12 protein-coding genes are annotated in these 19,438 nt (G+C 38.7%); 5 read left to right on the plus strand and 7 right to left on the minus strand.

Annotation, left to right across the window (positions count from 1 at the left end):
- Positions 1–5: 5 nt before the first annotated feature.
- Both ABIL69_03875 and ABIL69_03880 read left to right on the plus strand, forming a co-directional pair.
- Positions 6–5,729 carry an Ig-like domain-containing protein gene (locus tag ABIL69_03875; protein ID MEO0123123.1) on the plus strand — a complete coding sequence of 1,908 codons (5,724 nt, stop codon included), beginning with the start codon at positions 6–8 and terminating at the stop codon, positions 5,727–5,729.
- 51 nt (positions 5,730–5,780) lie between these two features.
- Positions 5,781–6,428 (plus strand): hypothetical protein, encoded by a 648-nt coding sequence (locus tag ABIL69_03880; protein ID MEO0123124.1) that lies wholly within the window; start codon positions 5,781–5,783, stop codon positions 6,426–6,428.
- Between the two features lie 2 nt (positions 6,429–6,430).
- Here the strand turns inward: ABIL69_03880 and ABIL69_03885 are convergent, their stop codons facing one another.
- From ABIL69_03885 to ispF, 7 genes are all read right to left on the minus strand, one after another.
- Complete coding sequence (locus ABIL69_03885) at positions 6,431–7,978, minus strand: T9SS type A sorting domain-containing protein (protein MEO0123125.1); 1,548 nt, start codon at positions 7,976–7,978, stop codon at positions 6,431–6,433.
- Positions 7,979–8,554: 576 nt separating this feature from the next.
- Positions 8,555–8,929 (minus strand): DNA polymerase ligase N-terminal domain-containing protein, encoded by a 375-nt coding sequence (locus tag ABIL69_03890; protein ID MEO0123126.1) that lies wholly within the window; start codon positions 8,927–8,929, stop codon positions 8,555–8,557.
- On the minus strand, positions 8,926–10,041 hold the full coding sequence (locus tag ABIL69_03895) for a ribose-phosphate pyrophosphokinase (GenBank protein MEO0123127.1): 1,116 nt from the start codon (positions 10,039–10,041) through the stop codon (positions 8,926–8,928). The genes ABIL69_03890 and ABIL69_03895 overlap by 4 nt, the downstream gene beginning before the upstream one ends.
- Positions 10,038–11,357: an NCS2 family permease gene (locus ABIL69_03900; protein ID MEO0123128.1), complete on the minus strand. Its 1,320-nt coding sequence runs from the start codon at positions 11,355–11,357 to the stop codon at positions 10,038–10,040. The genes ABIL69_03895 and ABIL69_03900 overlap by 4 nt, the downstream gene beginning before the upstream one ends.
- An 11-nt stretch (positions 11,358–11,368) precedes the next feature.
- Positions 11,369–14,047 carry a S8 family serine peptidase gene (locus tag ABIL69_03905; GenBank protein MEO0123129.1) on the minus strand — a complete coding sequence of 893 codons (2,679 nt, stop codon included), beginning with the start codon at positions 14,045–14,047 and terminating at the stop codon, positions 11,369–11,371.
- A gap of 26 nt (positions 14,048–14,073) precedes the next feature.
- A complete protein-coding gene (locus tag ABIL69_03910; GenBank protein ID MEO0123130.1) occupies positions 14,074–14,748 on the minus strand; it encodes a rhomboid family intramembrane serine protease in 675 nt (224 codons plus the stop codon).
- On the minus strand, positions 14,729–15,217 hold the full coding sequence (gene ispF / locus ABIL69_03915; GenBank protein ID MEO0123131.1) for a 2-C-methyl-D-erythritol 2,4-cyclodiphosphate synthase: 489 nt from the start codon (positions 15,215–15,217) through the stop codon (positions 14,729–14,731). Before ispF ends, ABIL69_03910 begins: the two co-directional genes overlap by 20 nt.
- Positions 15,218–15,309: 92 nt before the next feature.
- On the opposite strand from ispF, the gene holA reads away from it, so the two are divergent.
- Genes holA through leuS form a run of 3 tightly spaced genes read left to right on the plus strand, consistent with a single transcriptional unit; the run spans position 15,310 to position 19,418 of the window.
- On the plus strand, positions 15,310–16,239 hold the full coding sequence (holA, locus tag ABIL69_03920; protein ID MEO0123132.1) for a DNA polymerase III subunit delta: 930 nt from the start codon (positions 15,310–15,312) through the stop codon (positions 16,237–16,239).
- Positions 16,229–16,951 carry a zinc finger protein gene (locus ABIL69_03925; protein MEO0123133.1) on the plus strand — a complete coding sequence of 241 codons (723 nt, stop codon included), beginning with the start codon at positions 16,229–16,231 and terminating at the stop codon, positions 16,949–16,951. Before holA ends, ABIL69_03925 begins: the two co-directional genes overlap by 11 nt.
- A gap of 19 nt (positions 16,952–16,970) precedes the next feature.
- Positions 16,971–19,418 carry a leucine--tRNA ligase gene (gene leuS, locus ABIL69_03930; GenBank protein ID MEO0123134.1) on the plus strand — a complete coding sequence of 816 codons (2,448 nt, stop codon included), beginning with the start codon at positions 16,971–16,973 and terminating at the stop codon, positions 19,416–19,418.
- Positions 19,419–19,438: the final 20 nt, after the last annotated feature.

Consider the following 19,438-nt stretch of genomic DNA (forward strand, 5'->3'; position numbering starts at 1 on the left):
GTTTGATGAGGAGATTTTTTATTTTTTCAATTATATTTTCTGCGATTCTATTTGTTTCATGTCCAAAAAAAGAAAAGAGGGTTATTGACATTACAACCCAGCAGATTCTTCAAGGTGAAAAGATTCCATTGAAGGTTACGCATATCTCACCAATCGGCTCGGTTGAAGGGCAACTTGAGACCTTTAAGATTCTTGTTGGGTTTAATCAGGCAATGACGCCCATTCAGGCAATACCAAGGGAAGAAACATCCGGACCACTTGAATTCAATCCACCGATAAAGGGTAAATATCGCTGGCTCGGTTCAAGAACTTTAGCATTTATACCTTCAGATACCTTGCAACCTGCAACAGAATTCACTGTTACGCTAAAAAAAGATAAGATTCAATCCCTAACCGGGATGCGTCTTGAACGAGATACCTCCTGGAAATTTGAGAGTGTGAGACCAACATTGCTCAGCTCTAAGCCATATGATGGTTCAAATTTTATTGATTTAAAATCCCCGATTTACCTTTATTTCAATCTTGAAATGGCACCAGAAAAGGTACGGGATAAGATAAAGATATTTGTTACATATGGGCAACCTTCTTATGTCTATTGTGGTGGCAAGGAACCCAAAGATGCACCGTACAAGGAAGAGATTCCATTCAGCATAAGAAAACTGCAGGATAAGGAAAAAACAGATTGGCCATTAAAGGATTGGGATAACAATAAAACACTGGTCCTTGTGCCTACAAGGGCTTTTCCCCGGGAGGCATTGATTGAAGTCAATATTTTCCCGGGTCTGCTTGCAAAAGTTGGTAATCTCGGCACAACCCTTGAACGCACCTTAACATTCAATACCTATAATTATCTTTCACTTGTTAACTATGTAGAATATATTTCCGGGGGCTATCCTTTAAGTTTGTGTTTTTCCAATCCGGTTACCCATAGCGAGGTGATAAAAAATATTTCTTTTAATCCGCCCCTTGATTCAATACCAGAGCATTACACACAGGAGACATACCCTGAAACCCGTATTTATCTTTATCTGCCATTTAAGTTAAATTCAACATATCGCATTAAGATATCAAAGAATTTGAAGGATAAATTTGGGAATAATCTGGATAAGGATTATGAATTTACACTGAAAGTCGGTGATTATATTCCATTTGCTGAAATACCTGAAGGAATAAATATTGTTGAGAAATACAGTGATTTGAAATTTCCGGCAACATTTGTTAATGTTGATAGTGTTTATCTGGAAATGGGGCAAGTGAGCCTTGAGCGTGCAATTCCATTCTTGAATGAAAGGAGAAACTTTAACGCCTATGAAAAATTAACTACGCCTGGTCTATTTAATGTCTCAAAACTATGGCGGGTTGATTCTTATAAAAACTATCGTAATAAAAAGATAAGATTCCCGATAGAATTAAAAGAGGCGCTTGGTGAAAAGAATGGTGGATTGGTCTTTATTCAGTTTGATAATTTTGGACAGTATGGAGATAATCCAGGGTATCGTTACCTCAAGGCGTTCTGTGAAGTCAATGACCTGGGCGTCACCTGGAAATATTCACCAGAGAATAATCTTGTCTGGATAACTTCTTTGAATAATACTGCACCTTTGGCAAATGCCCTGGTTCAGTTCCGTAATGACAAAAATCAAGTTTTAACACAGGGTTATACCGATGCAAAAGGATTTGTGGAGCTGCCGGGCTGGGCTGAATTAAAAATACCCCAGGAAAGACAGACCTATGAATACGAAAGTGAATATGAAATGGAATCATATACAACTTATTATGAACCGAAGTTCTGGCTCACGGTTTCAAGAGGAGAAGACCTTGCGGTATATTCAAATCAATGGAATTTTGGCATTGACCCCTGGCGTTTTGATATTTCATATGTTTGGAGCATCAGGTCTGAAGAATATGGTTGCTATATCTTCACAGAAAAGGGATTATACAAGAATGGTGAGACCGTTCATATCAAGGGAATTCTGCGCAAGAAAAAGAGGGGTGAGTGGATACTTCCGTATATAAGCGAAGTTGGATTTGTCGTAAAAAATTCAAGGGATGAGACGATTGTAGATGATACAATTAATGTCAATCAATATGGTTCATTCTTCAAGGACCTTTATATACCTGATGATGCACCTACTGGCTATTACTCTATCAGTGTTTATCTGCCAAAAAAAGATTACAGTTTTTATCATTCATTCCGGGTTGAGGCATTCAGACCTGCAGAATTTGAGGTCAAGACATATGCGGAAAGGGATACTTTTATCGCTGGCGACCAATTCAAAGGCAATGTGGAAGGAAGATATCTCTTTGGTATGCCAATGACGAATGCGGAAGTGGAATGGGTTTTATACAAAGACTATTATTATTTCTCACTACCCCATTACAAAGGTTACAATTTCAGTACGGGCTATGATTATGATATTCGTGGTGTTCTTGGTTCAGGCAGGGGGAGACTTGATAATCAGGGGAAATTTTCAGTCGTTGCTAAACTTCAACCAAAAGACATCAAAACCCCTTCTATGATTACTCTTGAAGGGACTGTGGTCGCACCAAATAAACAGACCCTTTCTGGAAGACAGAACTGGCTTGTATTTCCGGCAAATTTGCTTATAGGTATTAAGAAGGCAAAATATTTATATACAATCAACGAGCCGGTTGAGTTGAGTTTGATAACAATTAGACCATCGGGTGAAAAAGTTAGTAATAAAAAGGTGGAGCTTAAATTCGTAAAGGCAGAGTGGAAATCAATTAAAAAGGCAAGACTCGGTGGTAGATATGAATGGGTTTCTGAATATGTTGAAACTGAGATAAAAAAAGAACAGATTACAACCCAGATTGATTCCAATGTAATAAGATTCAAACCAGATAAGCCAGGTTATTATTATGTGGAGGCGATTGCCAAAGATGAAAAAGGAAGGCAATCTTATAATAAAGCCTATTTTTATGTGGCGGGACCGGGTTATGCTGGCTGGCAAATGCGTGATGATGATATGATTGAACTGGTTGCCGACAAAGATATGTATCAGGTTGGTGATACCGCAAGGATTTTAGTAAAGTCACCTTATGATTCAGCAAATGCCCTGATAACAGTTGAAAGAGAATTGATATTGCGTAAGTGGACAAAGAAAATAAGGGGAAATGCGGATTATATTGAGGTTCCAATTAAATCCATTGACTTACCCAATATTTATGTATGCGTAATGCTATTGCGTGGCAGGGTTGAGGATTTATCCTGGGATGAAGAGAAACAGGAAGATCTGGGCAAACCCCAGTTCAAGATTGGTTATGTGAATCTGAAGGTTGATACAAAGGAGAAACATCTTGTTGTAAAAGCACATTCAGACAAAACAGAATATCGTCCACGGGACAGTGTTACCGTATTTTATGAAGTAAAAGACTATTTGAATAGGCCGGTAAAGAATTGTGAACTAAGTTTATTTGTCGTTGACCTCGGCGTGCTTAATTTAATTGCCTTCAAAACCCCTGAGCCATTTGATTATTTTTATGGTACTAGGCCTCTCTCAGTAAAGACGATTGAATCACGGTTGAATATCCTCGGTGAAAGGAGTTATGGTGAAAAAGGTGAAGAAAGGGGCGGCGGTGGTGCTGGTGAAGGTATCCCTTATCGTGAGAAATTTATCTCAACGGTATACTACAAGGGTGACTTAAAGACCGATGAAACAGGCAAGGGTAAAGTAAAGTTTGTTCTACCTGATAATCTCACGAAGTTCAGGATTATGCTCGTTGCCCAGACAAGGAATAGTGAATTCGGTTCGGCAGAGTCCACATTTGTGGTAAATCTGCCCTTTATAGTTTCCGGTTCAATCCCAAGATTTTGCCGGGCCGGTGATAAATTCTCCGCGGGTGTTGTCTTGCATAATCGGACGAATCAGGAAAATAATGCAAGTGTAGAATGTAATATAGAAGGTCTTAAAATGCTCGGGGGTAATAAAAAGAGTGTAAAATTATTGCCTAATACGAGCAAAGAGGTTCTTTTTGACTTTATTGCCGAAAAGACTGGCAATGCAGTATTCAAGTTCAATGCGAGTATGGGAAATGAAAAGGATGCACTAAAACTTTCTATTCCTATAAAATCGCCGCCATTCATTGAGGCAGTGGCAACATTCTCTTCCACCACTGATTCGGCACTTGAAGGAATTATCGTGCCGGATAATATCTATGAAGATACCGGCGGCCTTGAGATACTGCTATCATCCTCGGTCCTTGCCGGGATGAAGAGGGGTATTGAGCATTTGCTTGACTATCCTTATGGCTGTCTTGAGCAGAGATTATCAAGGATTCTGCCACTCATTGTTGGTGAAGAAATAATTAATCAATTCAAACTCGCTCCGGTCACGGGCAAAGAATTAAGGGATTCGGTCCAGAAGGTCCTTGATGAAGTTCCGCAATATCAGACATATAGTGGTGGATTTTTGTATTTCAAAGAAAGTTGGTATCCCTGTCCGTATCTCTCCGCATATACAATGTATGTTTTAAAAAGGGCAAGCGATGCTGGATACAAGATTGATTCAAAGGTTATTGAAAAGGGAAAAGAATATTTGAAAGGCGTCCTGCGCTGGGAGGAAGTTGACTGGACATATCCTTATAATGTTTATGAAAAACTGACGACAATGTCTTTTTGTCTGTATTCATTGAGTATCTGGGGTGAAATGGGCGAGGCAGGTTATGCGAATAAACTCTTTGAGCGTAGGGAACAGATTCCAGTCTTTGGAAAGACTTTATTATTGAAGGCAGGAAGAAAGTTCGGTCTTGGTCCGCGGTTTGAAAATGAACTCGTTCGGGCGATAACAAACAAAATTAAACTTTCGCCAACGAGTGCCCATTTTGAAGAAGATGAACTGAGGGGCTGGACATTCCCTTCGCCGGCAAAGGTGACCGGCTTTGTGATTCAGACATTCACCGAACTTGATATTGACTTTCCGTATAAAGACCAGACGATAAAGTGGCTCGTCCAGGAACGTTCCAAAAAGACTAAACCCACGACCCATGAAAATGCCTTTGTCTTTGATGCCTTCCAGACATACTACAAAAAGTACGAAAAAGAAGAGCCGAATTTTGTAGCAAAGATTATTCTTGGCGAAAAAGAAATTCTCAAAGAGACCTTCAAGGGCAGGACCAATGAGCCACCAAGAAGATTTTTCTTTTCACTTGATAAGATTGAGAAGAACACACTATTACCAATAAGGGTCTCAAAACAGGGAACAGGAAGATTATACTATACTTTGCGAATGTCTTATGCATATAAAGAAAATCCGATCGCCTTTGATGAAGGATTCTATTTGTGGAAAGAGATACTGACCCTTGATGGGAAACCTGTGAATAAATTCAGAAGGGGAGAGGTATATAAGGTCGTGCTACATATCGTTGTGCCAGAGACGCGGATATTCGCCGTTGTTGAAGACCCATTGCCTGCAGGATTTGAGCCGGTCCAGACTTCTTTTGTGACTGAAGCGCGTGCTGTCAAGGAGCAATACTGGGAAGAACAATATGAAGAAAAGGGACACTGGTGGGGTAGTTTTGACCATGAAGAGCAATATGACGATAAGATGTTATTCTTTGCCCAGGAACTATTCCCGGGTGAGCATACCCAGGTCTATTTTGTCCGTGCTGGAACCGGTGGAAAATTTCTTGCACCCAGTGCAAAGGCAGAAGAGATGTATTCGCCTGAGGTCTTTGGTTCAACAACACAAGGATTTTTAACGGTAGAGTAATAAGTCCGTATTATCTTGTTGATTTATTTATGCTTCTGGATATAATTATTGATGGCTATTATACTATTTTTAGTTTCAGTAAATCCATTTAATGAGGCTAATTTTGTTTCTTTGCCTATCCGCTCAATAAGTGTTTTGAGCAACCCTGCAGGGATTGGTATTGAAACGGGCGCCGAGTTATTTTTTACCTATCATCCCAAAAACATCAATAGTGGTCTTACCCTCGGCAACCTTGGATTTGGTATCTCTCGCGCGGATACAAATATTATTTTTGAAATTGGCTCAGGCGTAAAATTACCTGGTGCATTTTCAATTGGATATGCGAGGCAATTTGGTGATACGACTGAGAATATAATTGGTTTGATCTGTGTTGTAAATCAATATGTCAGACTCGGCTATAAAACAAATCTTGCGAAAAAGAAAATTACCCATACCGGTGCTGGAGTCAGAATCGGTGGAGGGATAATTACGATCGCCGGCGAATTGATTTATGAAGGGATTGATGATTCTACAGACTTTATTTTTGGAGCGATCATAAATCCAAGTTATGGTGTTAAACTCAATTTTATCTCGGACCCAAAATGGAACTGGCACGCGGGGATTGAGTTGGGAACAACAAAACTAAAACTTAGCGCCCTATATTCTTACAAGACGAGAAAATTCTCCGGCGGTATAATATTATCTGCCCAGGATTTTTAATTTTACTTTATTATAACTATTTTGAAATTATTCTGACTGTCTCCTTCTGTTCTTAGGAAATAAACCCCAGCAGGAAGATTGATACGGGCATTTTTATCTTCAACTTTTTTAATGACCTGTCCAGTAATGTTATAAACATAAATCGGCGCAGAAAGGGTGTTCGTTATTATTTCAGAAAATTTCATATATGAAAGCACAGGGTTTTTAACAGACATATTTTTGACCATTTTATGCCTGCTTTCAATAATTCCCAAAACTGGGTTTGGTAATCCTGGTGTAAGTGTATCATAATCATTAAAATCTACGAAGTTATTATCAGTGTCATCACCGTCTGGATATCTTCCCAGGCAGTGCCCTGCGTTCACATCAGTCGCAGGTAGCCATTCGCCAGTAAATACCCAGCCATCAAGAACACCATAGCCAAGGGCATCTATCACAATATTATTGAATCTCAATTCAAGATTGTCAGGTCCGTTCTGTAGATCGGCGTTCGGGTCAACCAGATCTGCATTTGGAACCCAGGAATTCTGAGCCACGACAAAAAATCCATCCTGTGGGATTGAATACCCGGAAAGGTTTATCGTCGCATAAGGGACACCACCAGTGCCGTTGATACCGACGAGTGTAAAACCATTGAGATTCGTATTGGGGTTTCCATATAATTCAATATAACAGCCAGAATCAGTACCTGGTGCATCATAGTATACTTCGTTTATATAGATGTTGATTCTGCCTACATAGAAGGCATAGGTGTCGGAGAAGGTACTTAGATTATCATTATCGGTGAATTTTAAATAGTAAAAGATAGTATCACCAGCAGATTGTCCTGGTATCTGAAATCTAAATGTATCATTGGCGATAGCCGAATGCGAAATTTTTATCGGTGTGTTGAGATTATTTATTCCATAGAATAATGTATCCGCAGCGATTATCCCATCATCGGAAACTTTTGCATATACATTTGTTGTTATTCCAGCATCTGGATTTGTCGGTGTGTGCCAGACCCTGACGATCACCGGTGCCTGGGTTGGGGGTGGTGTGAATGATGCGTCATCAAGATAGAAGACTGCTCCACCATCCCACGCCTGAATACTATCATAGGCGCGGATGAAGACATAAGCCGAGTCAGCACCATTAGGGGATATTGCGGTCAGGGTGAGTTGTTGCCATTGGGTTGAATTTCCTGAATAATTATTTGACCAGACATTGCTCCAGGTTCCACCCACACGCCAGGCAATTGCCTGTCTTACCCTGCCTGCAAGGTCATTATCATAAACCCATATCGTGAATGTATATTCTGTATTCGGGTTGATTGCAAATTTCTCAGAGGTGAAATCCGCCCTATCTTGGGTTGTGGTTATCAAACTGTCTTTCACACTGAAATTTCCCGAATGGACGATGACATCTTCCTGATAAATTAGTATTGAATCATCTTTGTACCAGTAATCAGGCATACCACCGGTCCAGTTTTCAAACCCGGGATTGGGTAGAAGATTTTGACCAAATGACAAAGTAACTATTAACACTCCCCACATAAAAAATTTTTTCATAAAACCCCCTTTCTTGATGATTATATCTACCAAGTAAGCAATGTCAAGTCAGATATTTTTTAATTTTAATATTTTGTCTTTGGGCATCGGTGCCCCGGAGAATCGGTGCATCGGGGGAGCGAGTTTGTAGAAGCGACTTCCCAGTCGCGATAATAATAGCGCAAACCCTGAAAAGGTTGTGTTGCAATTAAAAATTTGTGTGTAGCCGCACCCTTTAGGGTGCGAAATCCCTTGGGATTTAGACATATTCATCCGCAGGCTAAAGCCTGCGGCTACCATTTTTACGGATTATGACACGTCCTCTGAAGGTTTGTGTTCTGGAGTAGCGACTTCAGTAGCGTGGAGGATAATATTAACCCTACGCAACCTGAAGGTTGCGGCTACATAAAATACGCATTAGCAAGCCAATGCGTTCCGCGACAACGACGCATCAGCAAGCTGATGCACTCCACGTCACTGGGCTAAAGCCCATACTCCAATAGTAGCAAACTCAAAGGTTTGCCCGACGATTGCAGACCAAGGTCTGCCACTAAAATTCTTACAGATTCATAACTTGTTAAAATGATAAATAGTATTCTATGATTTATTCTCTACCTTGAATAATAACCAGGAGTTTTCTCCTGCCTTGGGAAATTTATAAAGAACATAAATGCCTTTAAATATTTTGCCTCCCGCCTTAAATTTTATTGCATTATCATTATTTTCAATGATTTCATATTCTCCTTTGTCCCATATTTCTACCTTACCTGCTCCGTATTGTCCTTCAGGTATTTCTCCTTCAAAATCAGCATAACCAAGATCATGGTCTTCAACCTGGATACAGAGCCTTTTTATGCCAGGCTTTAAAGGTGGTTCTTTGGGAACTGCCCAGGATTTTAAGACACCATTCATTTCCAGCCTTAAATCCCAGTGGAGGTGGGTTGCAAAATGTTTATGTATTACAAAAATCAATGCCTTTTTAAAAACTTATGAATCTTGCTTGATGTATCAAGGAGTGCACTTATTGATTCGTCACGATTGAACCGGTCAATAAAATAGGCAATAAATTCTGATACATCAACTTCTCTGAACCATTTCGTATCTTTCAATTTTGGATTTCTATAGGTAAGATTTGTGGCATAAACCCTTTTTATTAATTTCTGTTTGAACGCATTTTCAAATCTTTTTATTCCATCATCTGTTAATAGTGCAAATGTGACAATCACATAGATATCATTGGCACCGTATTTTTTTAATTCTTCGGCTGACATAAGCATTGATTGCCCTGAGGCAAGCATGTCATCTACGATTAGAATATCTTTACCTGCTATACTTGTGCCCAGGAATTCGTGTTTTATAATTGGATTTTTACCATCAACAATCCTTGTTGTATCACGCCGCTTGTAGAACAAACCTAATTCAACACCCAGGCTATTGGCATAATAAAGGCAGCGGTCAACCGCACCCTCATCTGGACTAACAACCATAAGTTTATTTTTATCTACAATAATTTCTTTTTCATTTTCCAGAAGAGAGCGGACTATCTGATAACTTGCATGTAAATTTTCAAAACCCATCAAAGGCACAGCATTCTGGACATGGGAGTTATGGGCATCAAATGTAATTATATTTTTTACCCCGAGATTTTGTAATTCCTGTAAGGCTAGTGCACAGTCAAGAGACTCTCTCGCAGTCCTTTTATGCTGTCTGCTTTGATAAAGCAATGGCATAATGACATTCACCCGATTTGCCCTGCCACCAATCGCTGCCACTACCCTTTTTATATCCTGAAAATGGTCATCAGGGCTCATTGGTGATTCAATACCTTGAATTGTAAACTTGCACCCATAATTTCCTATATCAGCAATTATATAAACATCGCATCCTCTGATCGATTGATATAGAACTGCCTTGGCTTCGCCATTCGCGAATCTCGGACATTCACAGGGAACAATAAATGTTTTGCCTTTGCTATTTTTATAGCGCCTTTTAATGAGTTCTTTATCAACGAGCTGGGTAAGTTCTCTCCCACCAGGTGGTGCTATTAGGGCAATAGGGATTAACGATTTTTTTCCTAATTTCATTTTTTAAACACCGGGCTGGTGATGAAAAATATCAAGAAGAATATTGCAAGGATATACATTATTACCGAGACTTCTCTTCCTTTTCCACTGAATAATTTTATCAGGACATATGAAAGGAAACCGAGTGAGATCCCATTTGAAATACTGTATGTGAAGGGCATACTTGCAATTGTGATAAAGGCAGGCACTGCCTCAGAATAATCTGAAAAATCTATTTTTATGACTGATTCCATCATCATTATACCGACGATGATAAGGGCGGGCGCAATTGCGACAGATGGAATGAAACCAACAAGGGGTGCGGCAAATATTGCAATCAAAAACAGAATGCCGGTGGTGACCGCAGTCAAACCGGTCCTTCCGCCCTCTTCTATTCCCGCTGCACTCTCAATATAGGAGGTCACGGTTGATGTTCCTACCAATGCTCCAACAACAGGTCCAAGTGAATCAGCAAATAGAACCCTTCCTATCCTCGGAATGTGTCCTTTTTCATCAATAAATTTTGCCTTCACTGCAAGCCCGATAACAGTGCCTGCCGTGTCAAAGAAGTCAACGAATAACAGGGTAAATATCAATGTTACGAATGACCATTGTAGGGCACCGATTATATCAAGTTTAAAGAAAGTGGGTGCAAGAGAAGGTTTTAATAATTGTAGTATCTCACCTTTGGTTCTGAAGAAAGGTATAAAACTCAATAAAGTTCCTAATAGAATACCGATTAGTATCGCACCTTTGATTCTTTTCACAAGAAGTATCGTTGTTATAACAAGCACTATTCCGGCTAAGATTATCTTTGGATAGACATCGGGATTGGCAATCGGTGAGATTTTTACGAAAGTGACAGGGTCTTTTGTGATCAGCCCTGCCTGTTCAAAACCGATGAATGCAAGGAAGAGTCCGATACCTACGCTAACGGCACATTTTAATGTGAAGGGAATAGAATCAATTATAATTTCGCGCAGTTTCGTTAATGTTATGATCACAATTATCACACCCTCAATAAAGAAAAATCCCAATCCAATACGCCAATCTATGCCCATTCCTGCACATATAGAATAGGCAAAAAAAGCGTTCAATCCCATCCCTGGTGCAAGGGCAATGGGATAATTGGATAATAAACCCATTGCAATACTTATCAACCCTGCTACAATACATGTCGCAAGGGTAACTGCACCTTTATCCATTCCCGCAGCCTGTAAGATCAGTGGATTGGCAGCAATTATATATGCCATTGTCATAAATGTTGTAATACCTGCCAAGATTTCGGTTTTTATATTAGTATTATTTTCTTTCAGTTTAAATAGATTTTCAAACATTGGACCTCCTTTTATTTTACAACAACAATTTTTGTCACATCATTGCCAGCACCATAAGTATAAAGGAAACAATAATATACACCGGACCCGACATAGTTTCCATTTTCATCCTTTCCATCCCAGATAAAAGCAGCATTTGGAGAGAGCGGATTTGTATCAGTATATCTTCCTGGTGCGAGTGGTTTATTTATTTCTATTTTCTTTATCAGCCTGCCGGTGATTGAATAGATACGCAATTCAACATAGGTTTTGGTATTCAAAATGAAGGGCAAATATATGCTATTATGCGCTGAGACTGTAAATGGATTGGGAAAAGGTGTCAGGAACTCACAATCCTTACTCGGTTTTATTACTGGTTGTGTATAATAGAATGCCTTTGCCGCATCAGGCCAGCCATAACCGATGCTATCACTCGGTGAATTGGCAAAACTCGCCGTCTCAAACAGTGCCTTCCTCAATGAATCAACAGTCCAGCGTGGATGTCCTTCAAGTAGAAGGGCACAAATTCCAGCGGCGAGGGCGGTTGCACCTGAAGTACCGAATGATAATAAATAGGAATTTTTTTCATCAGGATTAACGACCACGGGTGCTGCAGAAAGACAGACTATTTCGGGCTTTAATCTTCCATCATAAGTGGGACCCCGGCCTGAATAACGCCATCTCTGGAATGTAGAATCAATGCCACCAACAGTTATTGCATCAATTGCGTCACCTGGAATGACGAGTTGTGGTATTGCTACATTGCCTGAAGCAGTAACAACTATAACACCCCTTTTTGTTGCCTCATACACTGCGATTGATGCAGGCGAAGTCTTCCCATCATAATCGTTGGGCCAATTGTACCAGTTCGTATATCCGAGTGAACTTGAGACTATATCTGCCCCCTGAGATTCTGCCCATTCCAGCCCCGCAATATAAGTATCTTCTTCAATGGGAAATTCATATAGTGAGTCAGGATTTTCGGTTTTGGCAACGATGAACTGGGCACCTGGCGCGACGCCGATATAGCTACCTCTTGCGTATCCTCCAACAATTCCAAGCATCTCCGTTCCATGCCGTGGATGAAAATAATTTGGGTCTGCTGGATTATAACCATCAGTATTATCATCTCCACGCTGGCAGTAAAATTTTTTGATTTCTCCAGAAACTAAACCAAGGGTTGGAAGATAGACAAATTCTTTATTGATAGAGTCAACAGGAGAAAAACTCATTCCATCATCGTATGAAATACGCTGATATATTCTGCCATTACTTTCCCACACTGCGGTTATTACATTGCTATTACGAAATAGAGAGATTTTTCCTATTGAGTTCAATTGATCTGAAAGATAGAGAGGGGTGGTAAAATTATTTCCGAAATCGATAGAACGAATAAAACATATCCTGTAAAAAGGTGAAATAGAGGCATCCTTAAAAATTGCAAATATTGTATCACCGGAACTTGTAGCTGATAAGTCTTTGCCAATAAATCCTGTAAATTTCTGGTAAAATGTATCGGTTGGTATTGTGGACCAGGCAAAGAAAAGTGAATCGTTCGGGAAATGATAATAAAATATTCCCAGTTTTTGAACACCTGTTATTACAGAAGACAATTTAATACTTGCACTTTCTGATATCACAAGTATCTGATCGGGAAATCCATTGATATTTCCTTTACGTAGAAAAATATTATGTTTGTCCCGATAGAAGAAGTAGGCAGTGTCATTATACATTACTGCTCTGGGGTTCCGGTACTCACCCCCACCGATAATTGTTATTGGTCCGGCAATGATACCCGTATCTAAAGCCACGAAGTTCATACCATTTCTGTTGCGAAAGAATAAAAATGTAGTATCATTACCACAATGGGCAAACTCAGAAATCCAGTTATTGTTGGCATTATTGGTAATTTTTCTCAATTCACTCCAGGAAGTTCCACCGTCATCTGAATATGTCCATAATATATCTCGTACCGGCATATAGACATAACTTGTATCACCAATCAAAAATATTTCATCACGATTACTCCTTTTGTGATACAATAAGTCGGTATATACACCATATCGGGCGGTAACGGGAATATTCTCAAGATATATTTGGTCGCCACCAAGAAAGTCATATTCAGCAATTACTTTCAAACTCTCCAGCGCAATATGAGTTCTCCTCAGACCCGTGTCAAGAAATCCAATCTTAACATTTGACCCGAAGACGCCGATTTTATGAAGTGAATCAATTTTAAACATTTGTAATTGCTTGTTAGTCAACGCCCCTGTGGTATCCTGTAATGTGATTTCAGTTTCTATAATCTTATTGTATTGTGCAACAGGGGTTATCCTGTAGACAAAATCATAACTTGCAATACTTGTAAGATTGTCACGCGTGAGAATAAAACTTGCAGCATTAAGCCATTTTGAACGATACAAAAGGATACCGCCAGAATTCTGTATCTCTTCAATATATTCCTCTTTAATCGGTATATCACCAAAGTCAAAAATTCCATTTCTTAAATTTCTTCTCAACAGAGAAGCGGGGTTGAGATATTTCTTTGCATTCAATAAGACATTGTTATAATTACTGACAGTTACCCCTTTATCAGTAAAAAAAACCCAGGCACGGACAAATTCTTTTTCAAAACATTTAGGGTCTATTTTATCACCTATCGGCGGACGGTAATTATAAAGATTACAAAAAATGATCAAAATTTGTATCATATAAACCTCCTCAAATTTGATTTAAATTAAAATATTTCATATTCAAGATATTTCTTTTTTCTTCTCTTAAATGGGAGTGCGCAAAGTAAACCCGCAACAAAGCCACCAATGTGTGCAAAGTATGCGACGCCCCCTCCTTTCATTCCGATTGAGACAAAGCCCAATAAAAACTGATAAAGGAACCAGATTCCAATAAAAAATAGAGAAGGTAGATAAGCAATTCTAAGGAAAAATCCTAATGGTATAAGGGAAAGTATTCGCGCCTTAGGGAAAAATATTAAGTATGCCCCCATAACCCCGGAGATTGCCCCGCTTGCTCCTACCATAGGAATCCTGGAGTTTGGTGTGGTAAGACTATGAAGGAATACTGCAGCAATGCCCCAAATAAGATAAAATATTAGAAATTTTATATGTCCGAGGAGATCTTCTACATTATCAGCAAAAACCCATAAGAATAGCATATTACCGGCAAGATGCATAAAATTTGCATGGGTGAACATACTTGAAAATATCGTCAAATATGGTGATAATCCTTTGGGATTAAAAAGATCGTAAGGGATTGTGCCAAATTGGTAGATAAACTGTTCTTTGTATGGTCCGAGTAAAAATTCATAAATATAGATAATTATGTTTATTGCTAAGATAATATAAGTTACTACTGGCCTGGTTTGAGACTCAATCTCATCTTTCAGGGGGATCATATATTCTACCTATTTCACAAACGGCTAAAGCAGCAATTGCTTTGTTTTCTCCTATATCACCAATACCTTCATTTGTTTTGCCTTTGATTGAGATATATTCCTGATTCATTGACAGGATATGGGCAATGTTTTTTTTCATCTCTTTTACATAAGGAAGAATCTTAGGTTTTTCAGCGATTACTACCGCATCAATATTTTTAACAAAAAATCCAGAGTTTTTTAAAAATTCACCAACTTTTTTTAATAATTTTAAACTTGATATATCTTTATACTTCTTATCATCCGGTGGAAAATGTAGCCCAATATCACCTAAGTTTGCTGCACCCAGGAGCGCATCACAAATTGCATGCAAAAGGACATCTCCATCCGAATGTCCCAAGAGTCCAAGATGATAATCAATCTTGACTCCACCTAAATAGAGTTGTCTTTTCTCCACGAGTTTGTGAATATCGTATCCAATGCCGACCATATTATATTTTATTCGTTAATAATGAAAAGTCAACACCCTCTATATATTGATTTTTTACTTGACAGAATAAAAATTTTAAGTACAATAGTAATATGATTGATACGGAAAATAAAGATACAAAAAATAATATCTACAATCACTATCTTATAATGAGCGATGAGCAAATTCTTATTGATAATATGATTAATGATATAAAAAAAGCTCTAAAGATAAATGAGTCTTTTGATTTTGAAACCTGTTCAATCCAGGAATATGATTATTCAGATATAATAAATAAAATTTTCACATCGCCATTTGTATCACCAAAGAGAATGCTGGTGTTGAAAAATATTGAGAAGAAAAAAATAAGTGAGCTACAAGAATTTGCAGACATGCTTAAAAATGTGCCGAAATCTTGCTGTCTGATTATGGTGTATTATGCAGATAAGAAACTTTCCCGGAAAAGAGTGTCTGAAGATTTTAAAAAAGTATGCGAAGTGTTCCCCGATGCCCACTTTGTAGTATTAATGCCTGATGATACAACTGTCTATCGGTGGATAATGAAAAAAATGGAGGCAATAGGTTTGAAAGACAGACATGAAATTATAGATTACCTAATGGAGGAGTTTTCTGATGATGTTTCGGGTATGAAGAATGAGATACAGAAAATTGAGAATTATCTTTTCCAGAAAAAGCAAATGGGCTTAAGTGAATTAAAAGATATCTCCCAGGGTTTAACAGAGTATGATATTTATCGGGTTGCCAATAGTTTTTTCCAGAGAAAGGCGGAAACGATTAAGCAATTCCTTAAAATCCAACCCTATTTGAAGTCACCTCTGGTTTTAATTGATGCCCTTTCCAGGGTGCTTTGTAATTATGCGAAGAAGAGTAAGAATGATAAAACAATCCAGCATATAACTGCTGAACTATCTCGCATTGATAATCGTGTTAAGACGGGCTCTGATTTCGCAGAACTTAATCTGGAAATTTTTTTCATAAAAAATTTAGGAGGTTTAAATAAAGGAGCAATGTATGGAAAATAATTTTGAAAAACTAAAAGCGATTGAGACTGAGCGGAATGACCTGCTCAACAAATTGCAAAAAATAGAAGAGAAAAAGGCGAGTGTAAGTCATGAGGTGTATCTTAAAGTAAAAAGTGATTACGAAACGAAATTGAAAAAACTTGATGAGAAGATTGCGGAGAATAAAGAACTATTAAAGATAGAGATGGAAAACGCAAGGAGTGAACTTGCAGAGTTGTTGCAGAAACAGAAAGAATTAAAACTCCATCTTGAAGAAATTGAATTGAGGTATTCTATTGGTGAATATAGTGAAGATAAATTTAATGAATATGAGAAAGAAGCAAAGAGTAATTTGACCGATATCCAGGGAAGGATTAGAAGATTAGAGGATCGCATAAAATGGTGTGAAGGACTTATTGGGACGGATAGGATCGAAGAGCCTCAGGTGGCTAAGGAAATAGAGGAATTACCTATTGCAGAAAAAGAGGAAAAGGCAGAGGATTTGACGATAGATGAGCACATCCTTGAAGAAAAATTACCTGACGAAGTTAAAAAACTTGATGAATTACTTGTTGAGACAAATGCCCTATTGGAATCAGCGGAAGAAAAGGAACCCGAAAAGGTGAAAAAAGAGAAAGAAGAAGGTATTGCCTGTCCCAAATGTGGTTATATGAACCCACCAGATTCCTGGTATTGCGAAAAATGTGGGGCAGAGATTTTGACAGTTAATTAATAGTTAAAACATTTTAAATATGGTGTATAATCATCAACTTGCAGAAAAGAAGTGGCAAAAATACTGGATGGATAATGGGCTTTTTACTACCAATAATAATCCAAAAAAGAAATTCTATGATCTGGTTATGTTTGCCTATCCATCCGGTGACATCCATATGGGTCATTGTAAAAACTATGTAATTGGAGATGTGATTGCCCGCTACAAAAGAAGAGCAGGATTTGATGTGCTACATCCCTTTGGTTGGGATGCGTTTGGTTTGCCTGCGGAGAACAGGGCAATTGAGGTCGGTATCCATCCGCGCGAATGGACAATGAATAATATCCGCGTTTCAGATGAATCTTTGAAGATGTTAGGCATAAGTTATGACTGGAATAGAGAGATCATAACCTGCCTTCCTGATTATTATAAATGGACCCAGTGGATGTTTTTGTTAATGTATAAAAGGGGGCTTGCATATAAAAAAGAGGCATATGTGAATTGGTGCCCCGGGTGTCAGACAGTTTTGGCAAATGAACAGGTTGTAGATGGTCACTGTTACCGTTCTAACTGCAAATCACCGATTGAACGCAGGAAACTGAATCAATGGTTTTTCAAAATTACCGATTATGCCGAAAGATTGCTTAAAGACCTTGACCGTCTCTCCGGCTGGCCTGAAAGGGTTAAACAGATGCAGCGAAACTGGATTGGTAAGAGTGAAGGGACTAATATCATATTTCCAGTAAAAAATTCAGACATAAAATTGGAGGTGTTCACAACCCGCGCAGATACAATATTTGGTGTTACTTTTATTTCCATTGCTCCTGAAAATCCATTACTTGAAGGCTTAATCAAAGATTCACCCTATAAAGATGCTGTTAATAGTTATGTCAATGAGGCAGCAAGAAGGACTATCATAGAGCGTGCTGAGAAGGAAAAGGACGGTGTATTCACCGGTATCTATGCAATCAATCCAATCAATGGTAGAGAAGTTCCAATATATGTTGCTGACTATGTCCTTGTTGAGTATGGCAGTGGTGTCGTAATGGGTGTTCCCGCGCATGATTCAAGGGATTTTCAGTTCGCGAAAAAATATAACATACCGATTGAAATTGTCATTAAACCTAAAGATAATGAAATCAACCCCAAAAATATGAGTGATGCATTTATTGATTATGGAATAATGGTTAATTCAGGTGAATTTAATGGTTTGACATCAGAACAGGGAATCCAGGCGGTTACAGAATATTTGCAGAAAAAAGGTATGGGTGGAAAGGAGATAAATTATAAGATAAAAGACTGGCTTATATCCCGACAAAGATACTGGGGTGCACCAATTCCTATAGTCTATTGTGATAAATGTGGAATAGTTCCCGTCCCAGAAAAAGAATTACCTGTTTTATTACCTGATAATATAAGAGACTACATACCCAGGGGTAAGTCACCTCTTGCCGCAGTTGATGAATTTATTAATACAACTTGTCCTGAATGCAGAAGACCGGCAAAACGCGACCCTGATACAATGGACACTTTTGTTTGTTCATCCTGGTATTTTTTAAGGTATCTGGATCCCAGAAACGATAAAGAGTTCTGTTCAATGGAGAATGCCAGAAAATGGCTTCCTATTGATCAGTACATTGGTGGCATTGAACATGCCACTGGTCATCTCATTTATTTCCGTTTTTTCACAAAGGTTCTTTATGACGCCGGTTATATACCGGTGGATGAACCGGCAACAAATCTGTTTACGCAGGGTATGGTGTTGAGAAATGGTGAGGTGATGTCAAAATCAAAAGGCAATGCTGTCCCGGTCGGCCCCTTTGTAGAAAAATACGGGGCAGATGTTGCTCGGCTCACCATTTTATTCGCAGCGCCACCTGAGAGGGATATGGAATGGAGTGATGAAGGGGTAACGGGTGCACAGCGGTTTATTGACCGCGTATATAGGATTGTAACTGAAAACCAAAAAGCAGTTGCAAAAGAAGCATGCGGTTCTCCTCAAACTGAAAATCAAAAGAAGTTGCTAATAAAAATAAATCAGACTATTCAGCGTGTGACCGATGACCTTGAATCTTTCAAATTCAATACCGCGATTGCTGCGTTGTGGGAGTTGCTGAATGACTTGTATCAATATAAAGAAAGAGACAAGTTTTTTGGATACGGACTTTATGTTATGATAAACCTACTTTCTCCTTTTGCACCCCACCTTGCTGATGAACTCTGGAACCAGGTCGGTTTTAAAGGGAGTTTGCTCACAGAGGGTTGGATTGGCTACGACTCCAGATACATAAGCGAAGATCAAATGACGATTGTTCTTCAGGTAAATGGAAAGGTGCGCGGTCATATTGCAGTCCCGTTAAATACAAATGAAGAAAAAATAAAATCCCTTGCCCTGGCAGATGAACGGATAAAACGCCATACCGATAATAAACAAATAAAGAAAATAATCTATGTGCCCGGCAAACTTATTAATGTTGTCATTCAATAATTTTTTCGGGTGCACTAAAA

The sequence above is a fragment of the candidate division WOR-3 bacterium genome, assembly GCA_039802005.1.
In the GTDB taxonomy this organism is placed as follows: Bacteria; Hydrothermota; Tepidihabitantia; order SM23-42; family JAOAFX01; genus JAOAFX01.